Origin of the sequence: Acinetobacter sp. 251-1, from assembly GCF_030329305.1 — a bacterium.
Taxonomy (GTDB): domain Bacteria; phylum Pseudomonadota; class Gammaproteobacteria; order Pseudomonadales; family Moraxellaceae; genus Acinetobacter; species Acinetobacter piscicola_A.
In genome coordinates this window covers 22,915-42,964 of the sequence record NZ_JACANS010000004.1, presented here as the reverse complement: position 1 = coordinate 42,964, position 20,050 = coordinate 22,915, and the positions used below count along the sequence as shown (strand labels likewise).

The window sequence follows — 20,050 nt, the reverse complement described above, 5'->3', positions numbered from 1 at the left end:
AGCGATGAACATGATAGACAATACGCCAGCAAATGACGAGCTTGAGCTGACTTTGCATGAAATCCAAGAAATTCATTACGAAATTGAGCATCAACCCTTGTGGCGTAGCACTGCAGATAAGGAAATGGACTATGCCGACGGTAATCAATTGGATAGTGATTTGCTTAAACGTATGCAAGAGATTGGTATACCGCCTGCGGTAGAGAACTTGATCGGGCCAGCTATACGGGCAATTGAAGGATTTGAAACAAGTACACGTACAGATTGGCGTGTAACTGCAAATGGCGAACCGGGTGGACAAGATGTTGCTGATGCGCTCAACTACAAATTAAATCAAGCTGAACGTCAATCAAAAGCAGATAAAGCATGTAGTGACGCTTTTCGTCCCCAAATTTGCTGTGGTTTAGGTTGGGTTGAAGTAAAGCGTGAATCAAACCCACTAGATTATCCTTATCGTTGTTTATCAGTTCGTCGTAATGAAATTCATTGGGATATGAAAGCTCAAGAAGATGATTTGTCTGATGCTCGTTGGCTTAGACGCAATCGATGGGTGCACCCTCAACGATTAAAAGTGGCATTTTCTCAACATAAGGAATTAATAGAACGTATTGCGCAGCATGGTTCTTCTTGGTGGGAACATGACGATGTACTCGATGGTGGGCATGGGACCAATTTAAGCAATGCGTGGGCGAATCAACGTGCATGGTCATTAGAAGAACAATATTGGTATAACCCTTCATCTAAAGAAATATTAGTGTGTGAGTATTGGTACAGACGTTGGGTTGAAGTGATTATGTTGCGTTTCAATGATGGACGCATCGTTGAATTTGATGAAAATAATCCATCACACTTGTATGCTGCTGCGAATGGTCATGCTGAACCAGAGCGTGCCACAATTGCACGAGTAAGACGAGCATATTGGATTGGCCCACATCAATTGTATGATTCACCTTCTCCATATCCTCATAAACATTTTCCATACGTACCATTCTTTGCATTTCGTGAGGACAATACTGGCGTACCTTTTGGTTTTATCCGTGACATGAAGTATCCACAGGATCTAGTGAATAGCACACAAGCCAAGTTGCGTTGGGGCATGAGTAGTGTTCGAGTAACAGCAACCAAAGGCGCTACACCATTAACACCAATGCAAGTACGTCAACAGATCGCGCGACCAGATAGTTATATTGAACTCAACCAACAACATATGGCTAAACCAGGTTCACGCTTTGAGGTGGATCGAGATTTTGAATTGAATCAACATCAATTCCAAATGTTGAATGATGGTCGATTAGCAATTGAGCGTACTAGTAGCATTACTTCTGGATTCCAAGGTAAGCAAGGTACAGCGACCTCAGGTAAACAAGAAGCTATTCAGGTTGAACAATCAGATCGTTCAATGCAGAAAGTCATGGATAATTTTAGGGCAGCGCGAACTTTGGTTGGTGAACAGCTAATAGCTTTGATCATTGAAGACCTTGGACAAAAAGAGGAAGTGGTTATTATTGAGGGTGATGCAGTCACTGAAGAGCGTCGAGTACATATCAATAAGCCAGAAGTTGATGAACTAGGCTATAGCTATCTTTCAAATGATGTTCAACGTACTAGACTTATGGTTGCGTTATCAGATGTTCCAAGTTCTAAGAGCTTTATGGAGCAGCAAATGAATGCACTGTCAGAAATTACTAAGTCTTTACCGGCGAATATTCAGGTTGCTGTATTGCCATACATCATTGCTCTTACTGATACGCCATTTAAGAAAGATGTTATTCAGGCAATCAAAGATGCATCACAAGCACCTACACCTGAGCAGATTCAACAGCAAATTCAGGATGCTGTTAAACAAGCCTTGGCTGATGCAGGTAATGAAATTAAATTGCGTGAGCTTGAGTTGAAAGAACGTAAGGCTGGCAGTGAAATCAAAGAAATTGATGCACGTTCTGTACAAATTGGTGTTCAAGCTGCTTATTCTGCTATGCAGGCAGGGGCACAGGTTGCGCAGATGCCACAGATCGCACCTATTGCGGATGAAGTCATGAAGGGTGCAGGTTATCAGCGTCCTAATCCGATGGGTGATGATCCGAATTTCCCTGTTGCTGATCAGACTGCAGCACGTGATGTGCGTTCACCATATTTAGAAGGTGAAGGGGCTCAGTTAGGCAGTGAAGGGCTGGCAGAGGTGCAACAGAATACAAGTCCGATGAGTCCGCCAGTACCGAAGCAAGGTTCAACAGGAATGCAGGGGATTGAGACGGAGAGGACAGAAGATAATTTGACGTAAACTACTGTATCTAATTGTTTAAAGATGTTATTTATATGATATTCATTATAAGGAGGCTAAATATTGAAATCTAACAACGAAAAGTCATTATCACAAATTGAAGAATACGAAACAGAGAAGTTATATTTAACAAACATACGTAGTGATTTGAACTCAGAGCTCGTAGTTAAAAAGGCTAAATATTTTCTTAAATTATTTGGTAACTTAACTGAGAGTGAATTGAAAAAATTGGTTGAAGAATACGATGAGAAAATTAGCGATTTAGAATCCAAAATAGCTGATTTGAAAAAAATATAAAGTATTCCTTTCCCTCTGTCAGGCAAGAGTAATTCTTATAGTTCACAGATACTAAGGCAAGTCAAATCGACTGTCTTTTTATTGAGGGTCTCATATCAAATACTGAATCTAAAAAGGGAGTTTTAACTCCCTTCGACTTAGTTAGTCTTTTGCCCAACCATTTTTATCTTCAATATAAAGCAATACAGCCAAACCGCCTTGATTATTCACAAGATCTTGATCTTTGTAATGCATGCTATCAAAGCCTTCGATAAAATTATTCGTTCGGTCGGTTCGGAAATAAAAACCCATATGCAAGCCAATATTTCGACCTTGATTATCATAGGTTACACCCTTACGAGCGTATGACTTAATATCATACTTACCTTGATAACGATAAGCGTTCGGAATATCTTTCCATTGTTTTGAGAGTGCAATAAAACCATTACAATACACATCTCCCTTACACGCTGCGATTTTGGGTGCTAGTTTAGGATTGTTATAAATTTTCATCATTTCAGGTAATCCTGCAAAACTTGCAGTACTTGCCATTGTTGTTAAAAGCATAGCAATAAGCGATGTCTTCTTCATATTTTCCCCGATATTTTTTAATAAAGTAAATGAATCATAAATATATTTTAGATGGTAGTGTCATTATCATCTGGGCACCATTCAGTACTCAAATCTTTCAAACTGAGTTCTAACCAACGAACTTCTCCTCCTGAACCACCGCTAGAACGATCAATAAGGTAGACAGGCTGTTTTCTTCTAGCTTCGAGTAGGGAAACATCTACCATTTCTCCAGCAAAGCTTTGATTGCAAATTGCAGTGATCTTGATACCTTGTTCTTTCAGTGATGGAATTGGATCATTAAAACTCACCATAGTATCGCTTTTGGGTTGTAAAGTAATAAGATTTACACCAAATCTCGCATCTGTGCCTTCATAGCGAACTGACCAAGGTACTTCATATTTACGATCTTTTAAGTGTGAAACACGTTCACCCAATTGATGTACGCGTGCCAAACCTTCTCGATACGACATAGTGCTTAAAGTATGAGGGTTATACTCTTCTTTATAACCTTCCGTGACCCACTTAATTTTTGCATCATTGGCTAAATTATCCCATTGCCAAACTTCAAGAATTTGATTTTTTTGAGCATGAGGCATTAAGTTTTTAACCAATTCACCTAACTCATAAGAGTGGAATCCGAATAACTCAGGATCAACCTCTAAATTTTCAGTAAATTGAGTGCTGTCTTCTTCTTGTTGCTCTTCTTCAACACTGACAGGTTTTTTTTGCTCATTACATCCCATAAGTGCTAGTAATACACATAATCCTATTAATTTTTTCATCTTTGATCTGACTACAGCAAATTTATGGTGGGATTGTAAAATATTTTTTTGTTTAACTCTATGTTTTTAAGAACTATTTTTTATTGAAAGGGTTTTGGAGCATTTTAGTCGAAGTTAGTAGAGGTGAAGTTAAAATTTCATCATTTTCTTATCCCCCCTGTAAGGCTAACGCCATCCTCTATAAATCCTTGAAACTTATCTCATGTTGAGCAATCAGCAGCTAAACGCTAGATAACTCTAGCCATTCAGACCTTAGCGGCTACAGCGATAAGTAGTAGGAAAGACATGGATATTACAGAGCAACAACAAGAGTTGATTGAATCAGGTGAAATAACACCAGAACTTGCATCTCAACTGTTAAGTCAGGAGATGAATGGCGATACCATAGCTTCAAATGCTGTGGAAACTGGTAGTGAGCCAGACACTACCCAAGATGGTAAAAACGAACCTGAATTAACAGAAAATACGCAACAGACTCAAGAGCAACAGCAGCAGCAAACACAGGCAGATGAAAGCCAGATGAATGCTGAAAATGCTGTAATCGTTGCAAAAGATGGTAAGCATACCATTCCCTATGAAAAGTTAGTGGAAGCACGTAACGGTGAGAAGGAATGGAAGCAAAAGTTTGATGCTGCACAGCAACAGCTCGCAGAACTTCAAGCCAATGCACAGGAACGTAAGGATCATGGTGTAGCCCCCACCGTACAAGATAACCAAGCTGATATCGCTCAACAGGCGATTGATCAGGGGATAGACCCTGCAATTTTTGGGGACTTTGACGAGAAAGGTTTAACCGAAGGTATTCAAAAACTTGTCGATATGCGTGTATCAGCAATGGTGCAACAGAAGTTAGATACTGCTTTAGCACCAATGCATGAGGAACATCGTTCCGCAAGACAACAGAGTGCTGAACAAGCACACTTTAATGCCATCTTCACTGCACATCCTGATGCTGAGTCCATCATTGAATCAAAAGAGTTTAATGACTGGTTGAGTCATCAACCAAGCATCACTCGAAATGCGTATAACACAGTTTTAGATAAAGGTTCTGCATCTGATGTCGTGGAACTACTAGGACTGTATAAGTCTGGAACACAACCAACTCAAACGTCTGTACAACAGCAAAGTGATGCTGTGCGTGCAGCAGCGATGCAAGCTGTGAATAAAGCTCCAACAAAAGTACCGCATAGCGTGACTGATTTCCCTAGTGGTAATCCAACTGGGCAATCAAATGATGAGCGTCTTGGAAACTTATCTGGCCCAGAATTACTTGCTGAGATGAGTAATTGGACACCAGAACAGATCGACGCTTATTACGCACGCAATGCTTAATTACATTGTGGAGAAATAAATCATGCCAGGTAAAACCAATGCCACTTATGGCGATAAAACAAATGCAGTACAACAGTCGGTAGGACTTTTTGCAAAAAGTTTACGTCGTAAAAGCCTAATCAATAACATGGTAGGCAAAATGCAAAATGGCGAGTCTAGTGCGGCAAGCCAAATTAAAAATGAATCATCGACTCATATGCCAATCCTTCGCGTTATGGATTTGGGTAAACAGAAGGGTGATGAAGTAACTTATAACTTGATTCAACCAGTAAATGCTTACCCAATTATGGGAAGTGAATATGCAGAAGGTCGCGGTACCGGTATGTCTATTGTAGAAGACCGGTTACGCGTAGACCAAGCACGTTTTCCAATTGACCTTGGTAACGTGATGACTTCAATCCGTTCTCCTGTTGATTTTCGACGTATTGGCCGACCAATCGCACAAGATCTGATGGATCGTTATTCTGACGGTTCGACCCTAGTTCATTTGTGTGGTGCACGTGGTTTTCAGAATAGTGCTGAATGGGCTGTACCTTTAGCATCACATGAAAAATTTAAAAAAATCATGGTCAATGATGTCAAAGCACCAACAAAAAACCGTCATTTTATTGTCGCTGGTGATGCTGTGCAGCCCTTTAAAGTGAATGGTGGAGAAGTTGATCTTGCAACAACCGATCTTTTTACCATGGATACTGTAGACAGCATGCGTTCCGTTATGGACGACATGGTTTTACCACCACCATGTATCCAAGTTGAAGGTGATGAAGCAGCGACTGACGAGCCATTACGCTTATGGATTGTTTCACCAGCACAGTATCGTTGGTTTGCTAAACAACAAGGTTTCCGAACGCTTATTAGTAACGCTGTAGCGCGTTCTTCTAATGCGAAGAATCATCCATTGTTCCGTGGTGAAGTGGGCTTATGGAATAACTTCTTAATTCGCAAAATGTCACATGCGATTCGTTTTAATCCTGGTGATCCAATTCGCTATGCAACGAGCTATACCAGTGAAGCTGAGGCAGATGCAATCGTCCCTGCTACTTTGGGTGCTGGATATGCAGTTGATCGTTCAATCATCTTGGGTGGACAGGCATTGGCGGAAGCATTTGCTGCTCATAAAGGCACAGGCGTTTCATATTTCTGGTCTGAAAAAGAGCTAGATCATGACGATAAGGCGGAGTTGCTTGTCGGGGCGATTCGTGGTGTTAAGAAAATTCGCTTTAATGTTGACGTGAATGGTGATGGTAGCGAGTTCCAATACACTGACCATGGCATTGTTACGGTTGATACCGTGGTGAAACTGCAAGGTTCTTAATTTACAGGCTGTATGGTCACAAGAACTGTACAGCCTTTTATTTAATTTTTTGGAGTATTTCGATCATGGCAACAATTACACGCAAGCGTAATCCGTTGATGTTTGGTGGAGCAGTGCCTTTTGGTAATTTAACTGCTTTGGCTTTTACTTTAGCGACAACTGCAGCAGGTGCAGTCATCGATTCAAATTCTACAACTGCTGTGGCATTAGGAGATGTAATCGAACTTGGTTTATTACCAGGTGGTATGCGTTTAGATGATGCTCAGGTGATTATCACAACCGCAATGTCTGCAACAGTCACAGGGTCATTAGGCTTCAAATATGCAGATGGTGTTGATTCTGCCGAAGCACCGCAGGATGCAGCATATTTTATTAATGCAGGCGCATTATCTAGTGCTGCGCGTTTGCGAGCAAATGGAACAAAACTGATTACCTTACCTAAGGATGCCATTTTAACTTTAACCGTTGGTGGTGCTGCCAACGCAAAAGCATCAGATATTAAGGTTGTTGTATCTGGTGAATTAACTGGTCCGCGTTAATCGGTTCTATTGGATAAATTATAGGGGTAGGTGACTTTTAGATTATCTATCCCTTTGTTTTATTTGGAGAGTTATAATGAAAATTAGTTCAATTGCAGCAATTGCGTACAGTATTAATGTGGCTTATTGTGCATCTATGGGTGATGAACAGCTAGCTTGGAATGATGCACCAGAAAGTGTTAAAAAAGGCATTGAGTCGGGAGTGGAGTTTCACTTAAATAATCCAAATATCACACCAGAACAATCTCACGAAGAATGGTTACGTGATAAAGAAGCCAATGGTTGGGTGTATGATGAGGTTAAGGACATTCATAATAAAACCCATCCAAATATTGTACCTTATAGTGAATTACCACCAGAACAACGTGCAAAAGACCATCTGTTTAAAGCTACAGTCAATTTACTTAAAGACCTTCCTGATCCTGAGGATTATTTAGAGTTAAGTAACCAATTGGTGAAGTCTCAGAAATTAGTAATGGATAACCAAAAATCTACAACAGTGCTGACACAAAAGCAGGTCATTGGGGTTGGAGTTCGTTTCATTCACAAAAACCGTGAACGTTTTACAGATCATTTATATGGCACAGGTTTGACTTTTGAGCGTGATGTAACAGTTATTCTTCCTGAAACTACAGCATTGAAATTCTTAAGCCATACCGAATTTGAACGTGTTGATGCTTTAGAAAATGCCGATGTATCTTTGGTTCAAGATTCTATGACTAAAAATTTGCATCAAAAACAAAAAGAAGAACGTGAACAAGAAGATATTATCTTTGATGAAATTGAAGCCATCAAAGGAATGCGTACAAAGGATGCTGTTAAAGAGTACATCAAATCACGTTATGGCGATGAAATTAAGGAAAACCTTAAATTAGCTGATCTTCAAGCCCTTGCAATTGAGAAAGTACATAGCTTTGGAGTGATCTAATGGTATTGAGTGAATTGTTACGTCGTTTTCGTGTAGATGCTAATGATAAGGTAGAGCCTTATTTTAATGATGATGTTGATGTTATTGCATGGCTCAATGATGCTGTTCATGAAGCCTGTATACGTGGACGTCTGCTGCACGAATATGCTAATCCTGATATTTGCTCTATAGCAATTATTGCTGGGAACTCACAATACACTTTGCATGATAGCTTATATGAGTTGACTTCATTACGGTTTGATCCAAAAAGTGGTCGTAGTACTCGAGGGCTTGAACTGACCTCTGAAGAAATGTTGAGTAAAGATTATTATGAGGATTGGCGTACTCGAAAGGGAACACCATGCTATGCAATTCAATCCGATATTGGATTACGTTTAGTACCTATGCCTGATGAAGATGGGGTATTGCAGTTAGAAGGGTATCGTCTGCCTTTACTTCCATTGGCTGATGTCGAATTAGATTCACCTGAGATTAACAAGGCTCATCATGTGCATCTAGTGCAATGGGCATTGCACAAAGCATATAGTGTACCAGATACAGAATTTTTTGATCCAAACCGAGCAGCAATAGCAGAACAGGCTTTTACTGATTATTTTGGTGATCGTCCTGATAGTGATTTACGACGTATGACACGTGAAGATGCACCACATTTGGTGCAACCATTCATGCCGTAACTTGCTTGTGACATAAGCACCCCTGTAAGGCTAAAGCTTTTCAGGTTTTTTTTACATAATGATCTCACTTATTTTATTTAATCATGCACAAAGATGGGCAAACGTACAATTGATTTAAAGACCGAAGATACGCTTTACATTGGCGGTGCCAAAGTTCAATTGATCAAAAAATCAGGACAATTGGCTCGAATTTGTGTTGAAGCAGATAATCACATTGAAATTAAACATGAGCGCATGAGTGCTTCCGATTCAGTTACGGAGACTCAAGCACATGGCAAACACACTCTATGATTTCGCACGTCAGCGTTTTTTAGAAGCACAAATCAACTGGATGACCGACACAATTAAGGTTTTGTTGGTAGATACAGGTGCGTATACACCACAAACATCTGTACACCAATATTTATCTGACATTCCAACATCAGCACGTATTGCAGGACCAGTAACACTAACTGCTAAAGCTACTACAGGCGGTGCAGCTGATGCGGCAGACGTTACATTTCCTACGGTATCGGGTGCATCTATTGAAGCCATAGTTATTTATGCAGATACAGGGACTGACAGCACAAGCCCATTGATCGCATACATTGACACCGCAACAGGCTTACCGATCACGCCTAATGGCGGTGACATCATTGTGACTTGGGACAACGGAACAAATAAAATTTTCAAGGTGTGAATATGGAAAATAACCCTAAACCACCTACGCAAGCCGTAGGTGTTGAAGGTTTTAAAGCTGATTTATATGCCAATGATATTGAAGAAAAAAGTGAAGAACTTACCAAGATCGAGTGGCATATATTGATTCATTTACCAAAGTTCCAGATGTATGCAGTAGAAGTCGCTGGCATCAAATATGGTCATGTCGGCAATGTCATGGAGTGGATTGTTGGCTGGATGCAGGATTGTATTCAATCCAATGGTGAACAGTGGCTCTTTGATGCTTATTCAATTTGGCATGATGAAAAGGGTTATTGGAAGAATGAAGATGTTTATGGACAATTAAAAGGATAAACTGCAATGGCAGGTATTCGAATTGAATGGGGACACTTTGGTCATTTTGATTCTTTTGATGTGATTAGATCGAACACGTCCTTAGCGAATGTAAGCGATGCAAACCTACCAGAACCTATTATGACCGGTCTAAAGTCAATGTATTACGTCGATACGACGTTTGTTTTGGGTAGGACTGCTTATTATAAAATCAGAGCTTGGCAAGGGGTAAACTACATTGTAAGCGATGAGATAAAATTAAAAGACATTTACTTTGATAAAGTTGAGTTACTGTTACTCGCAAATGTACCGATTTATCCATCCACTAATATCACGGATAAGTCCTCATATGCTAGGTCTTTAACCTTTAGTGGTGTCACTATTGTAAGTTCATTGCAAACTATAGATGGTGGGTCTTTTGATTTTAGTAATACTTCAGGTATTAGATATATACAAGCTGCATCAATTCCATCGCTTAACTTAGATGATTTTACAATTGAGTTCTTTGCAAAAATTAACTCATACACAAGCGTATACCATCGTGTATTGATATTCGACACACAAGAAATAGTTAGTACTGGAGCATTGCAATTGCAATTAGCGGATAATGGTACTTTCAGATGGTATATAAACAATGGGACAATTAGACAGGGGGGCATTAGTTCATCTGCAGTCGGTACTGAATTAAAGCATCATTGCTTAATGAGAAAAAATGGTATTTTTTACTACTACATTGATGGTTTATTACAATCAACTTATGATCAATTCTTAAAATACTCTATAACTAAGAATAATTTTAGACTTGGAGGTTATTCTTCTAATCTAATTGGTTATATTTCTTCTCTAAGAATTACACGTGCTGTGCGTTACAATATTGAAGGGTTCACACCACCAAGCGAAATGTTCACAAATTATTGAGTGATCGGGTATGACTAACAGTTTCGAAAAACCATACGCGATAAAGTTTTCCGCAACAATTGAGCCGAGTGGACTAACAAAGCCATACCCGATTCTTATCGTATATGACAAAGATGCAACTTGGAATACACTAAGTATTTCTGTAGTAGGGTTGGTCTCAACCACATTCGGCAATGTATCCGCACAATACAATCAGGTTGTAAATCCTATAGGATTGGATGACTCTAATTTTGGCAAACCATTTACTGAAAATAAGCAAAAGTTTATTAAGGTAGGTGGGTCAAACCATAGTGTTTTTGGTACAGGGAAGATACACAACTCAACTCAGATTTTTAGGTTACAAGGTTATGTAGCCTCATCTATGGGTAATTTGAGTATTTATAACTTTAATAAAGAAATTAAAGTTATGGGTTTTGTAAACTCTTATTACGGTAAGCCAACGACATATAACCTGCGCCAATATGTTCGTAACGTTGGTTATCACACAGCTGGTTTTGGCACCCCTTTTATGCAAGGCGGTGTTAAATATGTAAAGCCTATTGGATTTAATTCAAGTGCATTAACAAATCCAAAAGTAGTTAATACTAAAGCAAATCAATATATAGGGTTAAGCGGAATACCTTCAATCGCTATTCCAAGTCCTAATGTTTCACCACGTATCATTTATGCTAAATCCCAAATAGCCACACTTTGGGGAAATGCTCTAGTGCAATTTCCACCACATCCGAAGGGTTTTTTGGCGACAAGTTATGGTGTAGCTTGGATCTCAAATAGCCCAAGATACCTACAACCAAACGATATTGATGCTTTTAATTCAGGCTATCCAAAGGTATTTGATCCTACTCAAAAAATTGGAGTGACAAATACCGTAATTCCTGGCGGTGTTTTTGGTGATATTTCAATAAGAAATACGAGAAGAATAATTAAAGCATCTGGGTTCTATGCACAATCTTTCAGTGATTGGGGAGTTGTTGAAAGTAACTTAAGGAATATAATTTCTAAAGAATTGGATGGTCAAAATTTTGGTAGCAGTGCAATACGCAATAAAACGCCATCTATTGCACCCATTGGGATTTACTCTTTTGCTGGTTTAAATTCTGCTATTGGTTATCGAATTCGTACTATTAAGCCAAATGGATTTTATCAACCTAAATTTGGTCAACTAACTTTAACTAAAACACCTGAATTAAATGTATTAGGATTTAATAAAAACGTTTTTGGTAATGCTTGGGCATCTCACCGTGTGAGAGAAATCAATGTAGGACTTGGGCGTGATACACAAGCGTTTGGCTCACATACCATATGGCATTACACACGGTATTTGAAAACACAAGGGAGTGCATTCGATCTATATGCTAATCCACGCATTGAACACTCTCGTAGAGGATTGTTATTTTTAGGAGAGAATCAATCAAGTTATGGGGCTGTCTGGGTATCTCAAGGGCGAAGATTCATTGAGCCATCTTCAATTGATTATCCTAAAATTCCTAACCATCGTGTTGGTGGAACACAAAATATTCAACCTTTTGGATATGTTGCAACACGATTTGGTAGCCGAATTATCCCTGAAAGCCAGTCGATTTATCCTCAAGGTTTCATCAATCCCTTTGGTTTAACAATTGTAGATTTATGGAAAAAATATATAAAACCAAATGGATTTTTAACTACAGGGCAAGAGGGTGGTCATCGTTTTGGTACACATAAATTTTGGAATTTAAGACAATACATTGTTCAATTTTACGATGGTGATAGTGGTTTAGTTCCACCTAAGTGGACAGGTTGGACAAGTATTGAGAATCGAAACAAAACAATTGGTGCTATAGGGAGTAATTTTGCACATATTGGTGAACCCAATATTGAAAACAAAGCACGTTTATTGTCAGCAAATGGATTGAATGCATTGGCTTTTGGTCAGGCAATGATTGCTGATCGAATAAGAAAATTAAAACTACAAGGTATTGAATCACCTTATATGAGCAGTTGGTCAGTGATTTACAATGCTGCACCTGTTATTGCTCAAAAAGGTTTTAAAGCTGATGCTTTTGGTATAGGGACTATTCTAAATACTCGAAGATATTTCAATCGTATAGGTAATTTTGAAAGTCTTGAGATGGGCAAACCGATGATTACTGATCGGATCAGAACCTTAAAGTTTGAGCAGAGGTATACCATTGCACCTCCATATATTCCTATACATTCAGTCCATCTATACACACGCTATATCGAGGAAGTTGGTAGATTTGACAATCATCAAAGGTTTGGTAATCCATCTCTAAGTATTCACTGGAATATCATTACTCCACGTTGGACGATGAGAGATGCTTATGGCACACCAACAATTAAAAATCTTACACCAGAATTAAGAACTAAAGGTCGTAATAGTGAAGACTTTGGGCAGGCTAGTATTCGTACACAATGGCGTGAATTATTACATTTAGGTAGTGAAACAGTTGTATGGGGTAGGAGTGAAGTAGCATTTAGAGATCGACAATTCTCAGTGAATGGGTTCACCCAATGGGCTATACCGAGACACACAGTCATTAAGACAGGTGTTCCGCCATATTATCCGCAATACATTTGGCTAGATGCTGTTGAAATAGATGGCGATCAGAAAAATGGTTATGGTATTGAACCACCGCCAACCTTAAAAGATCAAGTTTCACGTCCAGTTGTTAAATCTAATGTAATTTTTCCAGATAGTTTTATAGCCAGCCGTTATGGTAGCCATCACACACAATCTAATGGGATATTGGTGCAACCTGGTTTGCAGGAGTTGACGATTGGTCGTCATTTTATTGGTCTAAAAAATAGAAACATCTCAGTATTATCTTTAGGTGATTCGATGATTGTTTCAAAACCAAGGTTATCGCCACACACCATCTATGCGGTTATGGAAGCATCATCTCAAGCACAAACAAATCATGGCGCAAATAACTTACATTATGTGAATAGTAGCGGTGGTATTAGAGAGCCAGGAGAAGTTTTTGGTCGCACCACAATAACCTTACGACACAGAAAAATAGCTGTTGGTTTGGGGAATCAAAGTCGTTTTGATGATGGACATAAAATTCAGTTAAGAAAACGTTATATTAATTTGAAAGACTTTGGGTTTAGAAGTCAGCGTGTTGGATTTCATGTTGTTGGTCCATTTGATCAAAATGTCATGCAATTTGATTCAAATGATATGCAGAATTTTGGATGGCCATCATTAAATATTCCTTATGGTGGTGCATTCTTTATCAAACCAAATGGTCTTAATTCCCCTGCGCTAAATAGACCTACTGTAGATTTTTTTAATCGCACGATCAAAACTGTTGGCAGTAACCACCTACAAATGGGAACAAGGAAAAGTGGTGATACCCCTTTTATGTGGCAAGGTTTGCGTGTCGGTGAGCTAATTAAGGGGAATTACGGTGGTTTTGAAAATGAAGTATTTGGAAATACTTTCATTTCCTTAAAAGTCAGAAATGTTGAAGCGCAAGGCTTTGAAAGTTTTGTCATGGAATATGACTACACACAATTTGATCAACGTATGCGCGTTGTTCGCCAAGAGTTACCTAAACCAAAACTGTTGATCAAGCCTGTGGGTGTTGATGCCTTAATCGTCGCAGTGCCTAATATCAAGCCAGCAGTACATTACATTCGTCCAGATGGTAATGCTGATCAATTTAGGAAAGGGGCTTTTTAAAATGGCAGCTAAAAAATTATTTCCCATTGCTGGTATGAATAATGTTGTAGCAGATGATGGACTGCAACAAGGTGGTGACTCACCGAAATTATATTTACGTGATGCTGTTAATATTGATATTACGGATACAGGTCGAGTTAAATTACGACAAGGCTCAAAGCAAGTTTCACCTTTGAGGTTTCAGAATATTTGGCAAAGTCCTTTGCATCATGATGTATTTGCAACATTGGACACTGAGTTTGTTCAATTAGATTCACAAACATGGCAACATGAAGTATTGGCGAAAATTGGTCATATTCAGCTCTGTTATGAAGTCATCAATAATCTGGTCTATATTGCAAGTGAATTGGGTTTATGGATCTATGATGGGAAAAACGTTCGTTCATTAACGATTGATACACCTGCTACGCCAATGTTGAATATGCTAGACAGTGGAGGATCATTGAAAAGTGGGACTTACAGTGTGGCAATCTCATGGTTACGTGATCAACAAGAATCAGCTTTATCACAAATTGCATCAGATCAAATTAGTCTTACATCGAATAGCAATCTTGACGATCCATCATTTTCGAGTATCCAAATAAATTTACCTTACTGTTTTGATCAATCTATTACGCATGTCAGAATTTATGTGACAGATCGCAATGGTGGCGAGCTATTGCATCATTCTGATCATCCAATTAGCAAAAGTAACGTCACAATTAGCAGTTTGGATTTGGGGATGACAGCTCGTTTTAAAGGCTTATCGCCTATGCCAACAGGTCGATATATGAAATATTGGCAAGGTCGTTTGCTCACTGCAGATAAAAACATACTCAGATTTTCAGAACCACTGGCATATCATCTGCATGATGAAAAGTTTGGCTTTGTCGTTATGCCCCAACGTATTACTTTTATTCTGCCAGTTGATGGCGGCATTTGGGTTGGACAAGTCACCCATGTTGTTTTTCTTACAGGAACTAATCCAGCAGAAATGACATTTCAGTCTAAGACCTCCCATGCACCTGTCCCTGATAGTGCGATTGAAATTGACAATAATGATATTGGTCCTGATATATCTCAGGGTGGTAATTCAACTGCATTATGGTTGGCAGAGAATGGTTATATTCTTGGAACATCGAGTGGTCAGATTATCGAGCTACAAGCTGGCATATTAAAAGGAATCACTGCAAAGTCAGGTAGGTCTGTAAGGCTAGGGAGAAGGGTGACAACCATTGTAACGTGACATTATTGTTTACTGACATGGTATCTCATAATGAACGCGAAAGAACTGGCGAATGATTTAGCAGCCGAAAACTACCAGATGACTGAGCAAGGCATCTATTTTCCAAAACAGGGAATTTTGGCACAAGGTGAATATTTTGACCGTATTAACGGTGGTGAGTGGCAAACAACTCACAACCTAGTGGTGAATGAAGGTCTTGCGCATTTACTCAATGTTGCCATGGGGACAACTGCAAAACCTGCTGGTTACTATCTTGCGTTGTTCAGTGGTGCAACAGCACCAGCAGCCAATTGGACGGCAGCAAACTTTGCATCTGTTGCAGCTGAAATTGTGAGTATGACGGAAGGCTATACATCTGCAACACGTCCACAATGGACACCGCAAAATACATCAACCAATTCAATTGATAACTTTAATGCTGTCGCTAAAGTGACGATTGCTACATCTTCACAACTTACAGTGACAGGTGCTGCGATGTTAACCAACAGTACAAAAGGTGGCACAACGGGCACCTTAATTTCAGCATCAAAATATACTGCAGCGCGTGTATTCCAAGATGGTGATGAATATGAAATCGGTTATCGCCTGAGTTTTACTGCAGCGTAACAGATGCATAGTCCACGTCCCTATGGGCTTTTAGTGGTCAATGGCAAACTCACTGAAAATGACAGCTTGTTCATTGATCACCAACTTAAAAAATTAAGTAATCAAAAAGCCATCTCAAATTTAGACAGCATTCGGCAGGTCAAAGACTTGCCTGATGGTGGTTATGTCATATTGCAAGATATGGGAGGGATGCTAAAAGCAATTGCTCACAAAGAGCTATCGTTAGATGAGTTTGAATCGGATGGTTTGGCAAAAGTCTATGTGCCCATGCTCTATAGTGGTGTGATTACAAAAGCAAGAATAAGAAAAGCAGAGGGTGTAAGCCTTAAACTCACTGAGCAAAGTCGCAGACGTCTAATTAATTATTCTAATGAAACATTACCCAATAAAGAATTACATTTACAGCGGTTTATTATTGAGCCCAATGCTCAGACTGTACCTGAATTTATACCGCAAAACAGTTTTAGTGACTTCATTACCACGCAGTATGTGCAACAACGTCCTACATGGTATAGCGGAGCAATGGCTGAAGTCATGCAAATTGTGGGGGGTTATGGACGACAAGATTTTAATAATCTGCCTGATCTACCATTTGAAAAATCACGAATTCAAATACCTGAAAAATATATGGAACGTATAGTCCAAGAAATTGAGGGGATTCGGTTGCCAGCTTACAGTGGTATTCCACCTCTAGATGGGGCATTTCAGTATGATTATAAATTTCATAGTAGCGATGGTGTTGTTTTTGATACAGCAAATAAACCTTGGTTAATAAGAATTAGATCCAATGGCGTTTTTGCTATGCCAATGCCTATTGTTCCAGTGACTGCAACGCGAGCTTTTCGTGAGTATGTTGAAGAAGTAGGGGATGAAGAAGTTCTAAAAATTTTAGATCGTTTTGCTGCTATGCCGAGTGGTGAGACATTTCCAACAGGTGCAGACTTTGAAGCATGGCGTAGAACGGGTGTAATCATAAAGGTTTGTGACACAGCAGATTTTTACTCACATACATATTATTCACCTGCATGTGGTTGGTCACTGAACTTAACAGGCTCTGAAGGCTTTAACACAGCTTATACGTATAATCACGAGGGGATCGCAGTTGGTGTTGCATACAAATTACGCTGTGAATTTTCACCCGTTGAAAATCAAGGATGGTTAAAAGCAGTTAAAATTACAGGTGAAAAAGCCAAAGTTATTTCAAATTATTTATCCAAACTCTATGAAATTTTGCCAAAGGGTGATCAAAAAACCTTAGCCATCCTTTATAAATTACGTCGAGTTAATCCTGAGGATATTTTTCAACGTGCTTTAACAAGCTTACATGATCCACTAGGTGTGACAGGTAATGATGTTCGTTATTGGGATAATTTAGAATTAGAGCCTATTGCATCACTGCGTGGAAACATTTCACAAGTCGCAAAAGGATTTTTATATCACCATGCGAAACCTGAATTTCAACCACAAATTAAATTTCCTATGGTTGAAATGGGGGGATGTATTTCATTTGATTTTGGCGCATATACAGTGCCAAAACAGAAACCTAATTGTGACACCATTATGTATGGCTATTATGTTGGCAATAACTTAAAGGTGATCAAATATTTTGTTGATTGGCGAGGTTATCAAAAACAAATAGAGAGTAACTATGAACCAATGATGACAGTGGGTTCATGGGAGCAAACAGAAAGCTCTGGCAGTTCATCACCTCAAGGTTATTTCTATACCACTGATTTTGACTTTAGAGAGGTGTTTTCACCTGTTGTCACAACGACAACAATTAAAGGTGAAGATAAAGGTTTTGATAGTCAGCCTTTTTTTAGTTTTGATGCTTATTTTTGGCGACCTGGTACGTTGTGGCGCAATCGTTATTACACACATTTAACACACACCAATCAAACCCAATATGACGCTGTAGGATTAGCGGTCTGTATTCCTTATCTAACACGTAATTCAATGCTATTAGCTAAGAAAGATACAATGATTGGTAAAAAAAAATCAGAATCATTAGCTTTGAAATCTATGCAAGATCCTACTAGTTACAGATATTGGACAAATGATGCAGTGTTTGCTTGGGCTGGAGGGTTAGAGAAAATGACTGGAAAGCCTTATCCAGTAAATGGCAACCCAGTGTGGGTAGAAATAGAAAATTATAACCCTTCGGAATATTCGGACTTTGCGGATCAAGGCAGTTGGTTGCCTGCTTTACCCTATGACATTACGTGGCTCATTCACCCAGATACAAATCAATGGAATCATTCTGGTGGTGGTGGAGCGCCAAAAATTAAAGAGTATTCAATATCAAACACGGAGCCTAGTAGCACAACAGGTTCATTGTACTTCGATATAAGTGAAACACCTTTTCAAGTACATAGTCGAATACCGCAAGAATGGTATTTTTATGTGTCACCAGATGAGTATGGAAATGTATTTTACAGAGATGCCTGTAAGGTTGTATTCGGAGACAGTGAGTATGCCAACATATCTGAAACAGATCAGAATAACCGTCGTTATAAGTGGGGTTATTCTAATTTAGTTGAACATAAGTCTGCATATCATTTTATTGGAGTAATTAACGAATGACCTTATATCGTGATGATATTCAGGAGACGATTGCATATTCCAATAATACGATAGGGAAGTCTAAAGCAGTCACAGAAGAACTGATTAGAATCAAAGAGGATGCTCTATATCGGCTTGCTGTGTTGTCTGGTGATGTTGTTTTAATTACAGATGAATTGGTTGATTCTGCTATTTTTCCTGTCAAAGATGAAGTCAATGTGACTGATCATTTCATAGGTCGTAAACGTCATGTAGATTTGATCATGGATCAAATCATCGTTTCTGATGGTTTTAAAAACCGTCTACGTGCAAAGTCATTGATTCAAGACAATATTAGCTCTACATCAACACAAAAAGATACGCAACGAAATATCAATATTGAGCGATTATTAATTGCTGAAAATCTCAACAGTAAAAAATATAGTCTATCTAAATTAAATGAAGCCTTAAAAATTAAAGAAAATTTTAAGGGAACTGCTCGTTTTAAAGATGCAATGACTGATCATCTTAATATTTTGGATACTTCTTTAAAGTCTAAATTACGCGCGTTTACGAATGAGCATATTGTTTATCAAGAAAATTATCGGCTTAAAAAGCTATCACGATCAGTCATTACAGAAACACTGAAGGCACAGGACAGTTGTGTCACTCGATATTCTGATTTTGTTGTGGATCATGTTGCTTACTCAGAACAATATACCCAGCACATACGAGCAAAACAACGCGTTATTGATACGATCAACATCAATGAATTATTACAGCAACAGCGTAAATCACAAGAAAAAATTAATGAAACCTTGATGGCATTTGATTTGAGTCAAGGGAAAAATATTGCCAAGCAATTCGTCAATGATCTTGTTTTTATTGAAGATGATTATTCAAAACACAAGCAATATGGCTATGCATGGACAGCAAATGTTGATACATGGGCAATGAGCCGTTACCAAGATTATGGTTTTAGTGAATTGGCCGTCATTAATGGTGTGCTCTATGGTGTTGCTGAAGATGGTGTGCATCAACTGGATGCTAAAGCATTCATCGAAGCAAAATTGGTCACAGGACAATTAGATTTAGGACAAGGACAGCTAGTTCATCCTTTAGGCGCTTATCTTGAATATGAACTCTCTGGAAATACCAGAAAGTTGGAAATTGGTGTGAGCACAACTCAAAGTGGTACCAAGCAAACTTATTACTATGTATTGCCTACAGAAAAATCAGATGATCTGACCAATGGCCGTGTTTTATTTGGGCGTGGTTTACGTGGTCGCCACTTTGCTTTTGAAATCAAAATATCGGGTGAGCAAGGATATATCAATGATTTAAATATTGATTTATCTGCCACAAAACGGAGAGTTTAA

The 20,050-nt window shown here is 38.8% G+C and carries 18 protein-coding genes; 16 read left to right on the top strand and 2 right to left on the bottom strand.

The features are described from left to right. The first annotated feature begins 10 nt into the window (after positions 1-10). Positions 11-2,281 carry a portal protein gene (locus HX129_RS03820; RefSeq protein WP_286433871.1) on the top strand — a complete coding sequence of 757 codons (2,271 nt, stop codon included), beginning with the start codon at positions 11-13 and terminating at the stop codon, positions 2,279-2,281. Between the two features lie 63 nt (positions 2,282-2,344). After that, entirely contained in the window at positions 2,345-2,578 is a 234-nt protein-coding gene (locus HX129_RS03815; protein WP_130073524.1) for a hypothetical protein, read from the top strand. Positions 2,579-2,719: 141 nt separating this feature from the next. Here HX129_RS03815 and HX129_RS03810 read toward each other — a convergent pair whose 3' ends face one another. After that, positions 2,720-3,148 (bottom strand): hypothetical protein, encoded by a 429-nt coding sequence (locus tag HX129_RS03810; RefSeq protein ID WP_130073525.1) that lies wholly within the window; start codon positions 3,146-3,148, stop codon positions 2,720-2,722. Between the two features lie 47 nt (positions 3,149-3,195). Continuing rightward, positions 3,196-3,912, bottom strand: a complete 717-nt coding sequence (locus HX129_RS03805) for a hypothetical protein (RefSeq protein WP_286433872.1) — start codon at positions 3,910-3,912, stop codon at positions 3,196-3,198. 285 nt (positions 3,913-4,197) lie between these two features. Here HX129_RS03805 and HX129_RS03800 point away from each other — a divergent pair, with 285 nt between their 5' ends. From HX129_RS03800 to HX129_RS03735, 14 genes are all read left to right on the top strand, one after another. Then, a complete protein-coding gene (locus HX129_RS03800; protein ID WP_286433873.1) occupies positions 4,198-5,244 on the top strand; it encodes a hypothetical protein in 1,047 nt (348 codons plus the stop codon). Between the two features lie 22 nt (positions 5,245-5,266). Next, on the top strand, positions 5,267-6,559 hold the full coding sequence (locus tag HX129_RS03795) for a phage capsid family protein (RefSeq protein WP_130073528.1): 1,293 nt from the start codon (positions 5,267-5,269) through the stop codon (positions 6,557-6,559). 65 nt (positions 6,560-6,624) lie between these two features. Then, the gene (locus HX129_RS03790; RefSeq protein WP_130073529.1) at positions 6,625-7,098 is read left to right on the top strand and encodes a hypothetical protein; all 474 of its coding nucleotides are present in this window, start codon (positions 6,625-6,627) and stop codon (positions 7,096-7,098) included. A gap of 76 nt (positions 7,099-7,174) precedes the next feature. Next, on the top strand, positions 7,175-8,026 hold the full coding sequence (locus HX129_RS03785; protein WP_286433874.1) for a RyR domain-containing protein: 852 nt from the start codon (positions 7,175-7,177) through the stop codon (positions 8,024-8,026). After that, the gene (locus HX129_RS03780; protein ID WP_286433875.1) at positions 8,026-8,700 is read left to right on the top strand and encodes a phage adaptor protein; all 675 of its coding nucleotides are present in this window, start codon (positions 8,026-8,028) and stop codon (positions 8,698-8,700) included. The genes HX129_RS03785 and HX129_RS03780 overlap by 1 nt, the downstream gene beginning before the upstream one ends. Positions 8,701-8,793: 93 nt before the next feature. Continuing rightward, a complete protein-coding gene (locus HX129_RS03775) occupies positions 8,794-8,991 on the top strand; it encodes a hypothetical protein (RefSeq protein WP_130073532.1) in 198 nt (65 codons plus the stop codon). Next, on the top strand, positions 8,972-9,379 hold the full coding sequence (locus HX129_RS03770) for a hypothetical protein (RefSeq protein ID WP_286436008.1): 408 nt from the start codon (positions 8,972-8,974) through the stop codon (positions 9,377-9,379). Before HX129_RS03775 ends, HX129_RS03770 begins: the two co-directional genes overlap by 20 nt. Before the next feature lie 2 nt (positions 9,380-9,381). Then, positions 9,382-9,714: a hypothetical protein gene (locus HX129_RS03765; RefSeq protein ID WP_286433877.1), complete on the top strand. Its 333-nt coding sequence runs from the start codon at positions 9,382-9,384 to the stop codon at positions 9,712-9,714. A 6-nt stretch (positions 9,715-9,720) separates the two neighbouring features. Then, on the top strand, positions 9,721-10,611 hold the full coding sequence (locus tag HX129_RS03760; protein ID WP_286433878.1) for a LamG-like jellyroll fold domain-containing protein: 891 nt from the start codon (positions 9,721-9,723) through the stop codon (positions 10,609-10,611). A gap of 10 nt (positions 10,612-10,621) precedes the next feature. After that, positions 10,622-14,299 carry a hypothetical protein gene (locus HX129_RS03755; RefSeq protein ID WP_286433879.1) on the top strand — a complete coding sequence of 1,226 codons (3,678 nt, stop codon included), beginning with the start codon at positions 10,622-10,624 and terminating at the stop codon, positions 14,297-14,299. Position 14,300: 1 nt separating this feature from the next. After that, positions 14,301-15,524, top strand: a complete 1,224-nt coding sequence (locus HX129_RS03750) for a hypothetical protein (RefSeq protein ID WP_286433880.1) — start codon at positions 14,301-14,303, stop codon at positions 15,522-15,524. 30 nt (positions 15,525-15,554) lie between these two features. Then, on the top strand, positions 15,555-16,130 hold the full coding sequence (locus HX129_RS03745) for a hypothetical protein (protein ID WP_286433881.1): 576 nt from the start codon (positions 15,555-15,557) through the stop codon (positions 16,128-16,130). 3 nt (positions 16,131-16,133) lie between these two features. Continuing rightward, on the top strand, positions 16,134-18,713 hold the full coding sequence (locus tag HX129_RS03740; protein WP_286436007.1) for a hypothetical protein: 2,580 nt from the start codon (positions 16,134-16,136) through the stop codon (positions 18,711-18,713). Then, positions 18,710-20,050 carry a hypothetical protein gene (locus tag HX129_RS03735; protein ID WP_286436006.1) on the top strand — a complete coding sequence of 447 codons (1,341 nt, stop codon included), beginning with the start codon at positions 18,710-18,712 and terminating at the stop codon, positions 20,048-20,050. The genes HX129_RS03740 and HX129_RS03735 overlap by 4 nt, the downstream gene beginning before the upstream one ends.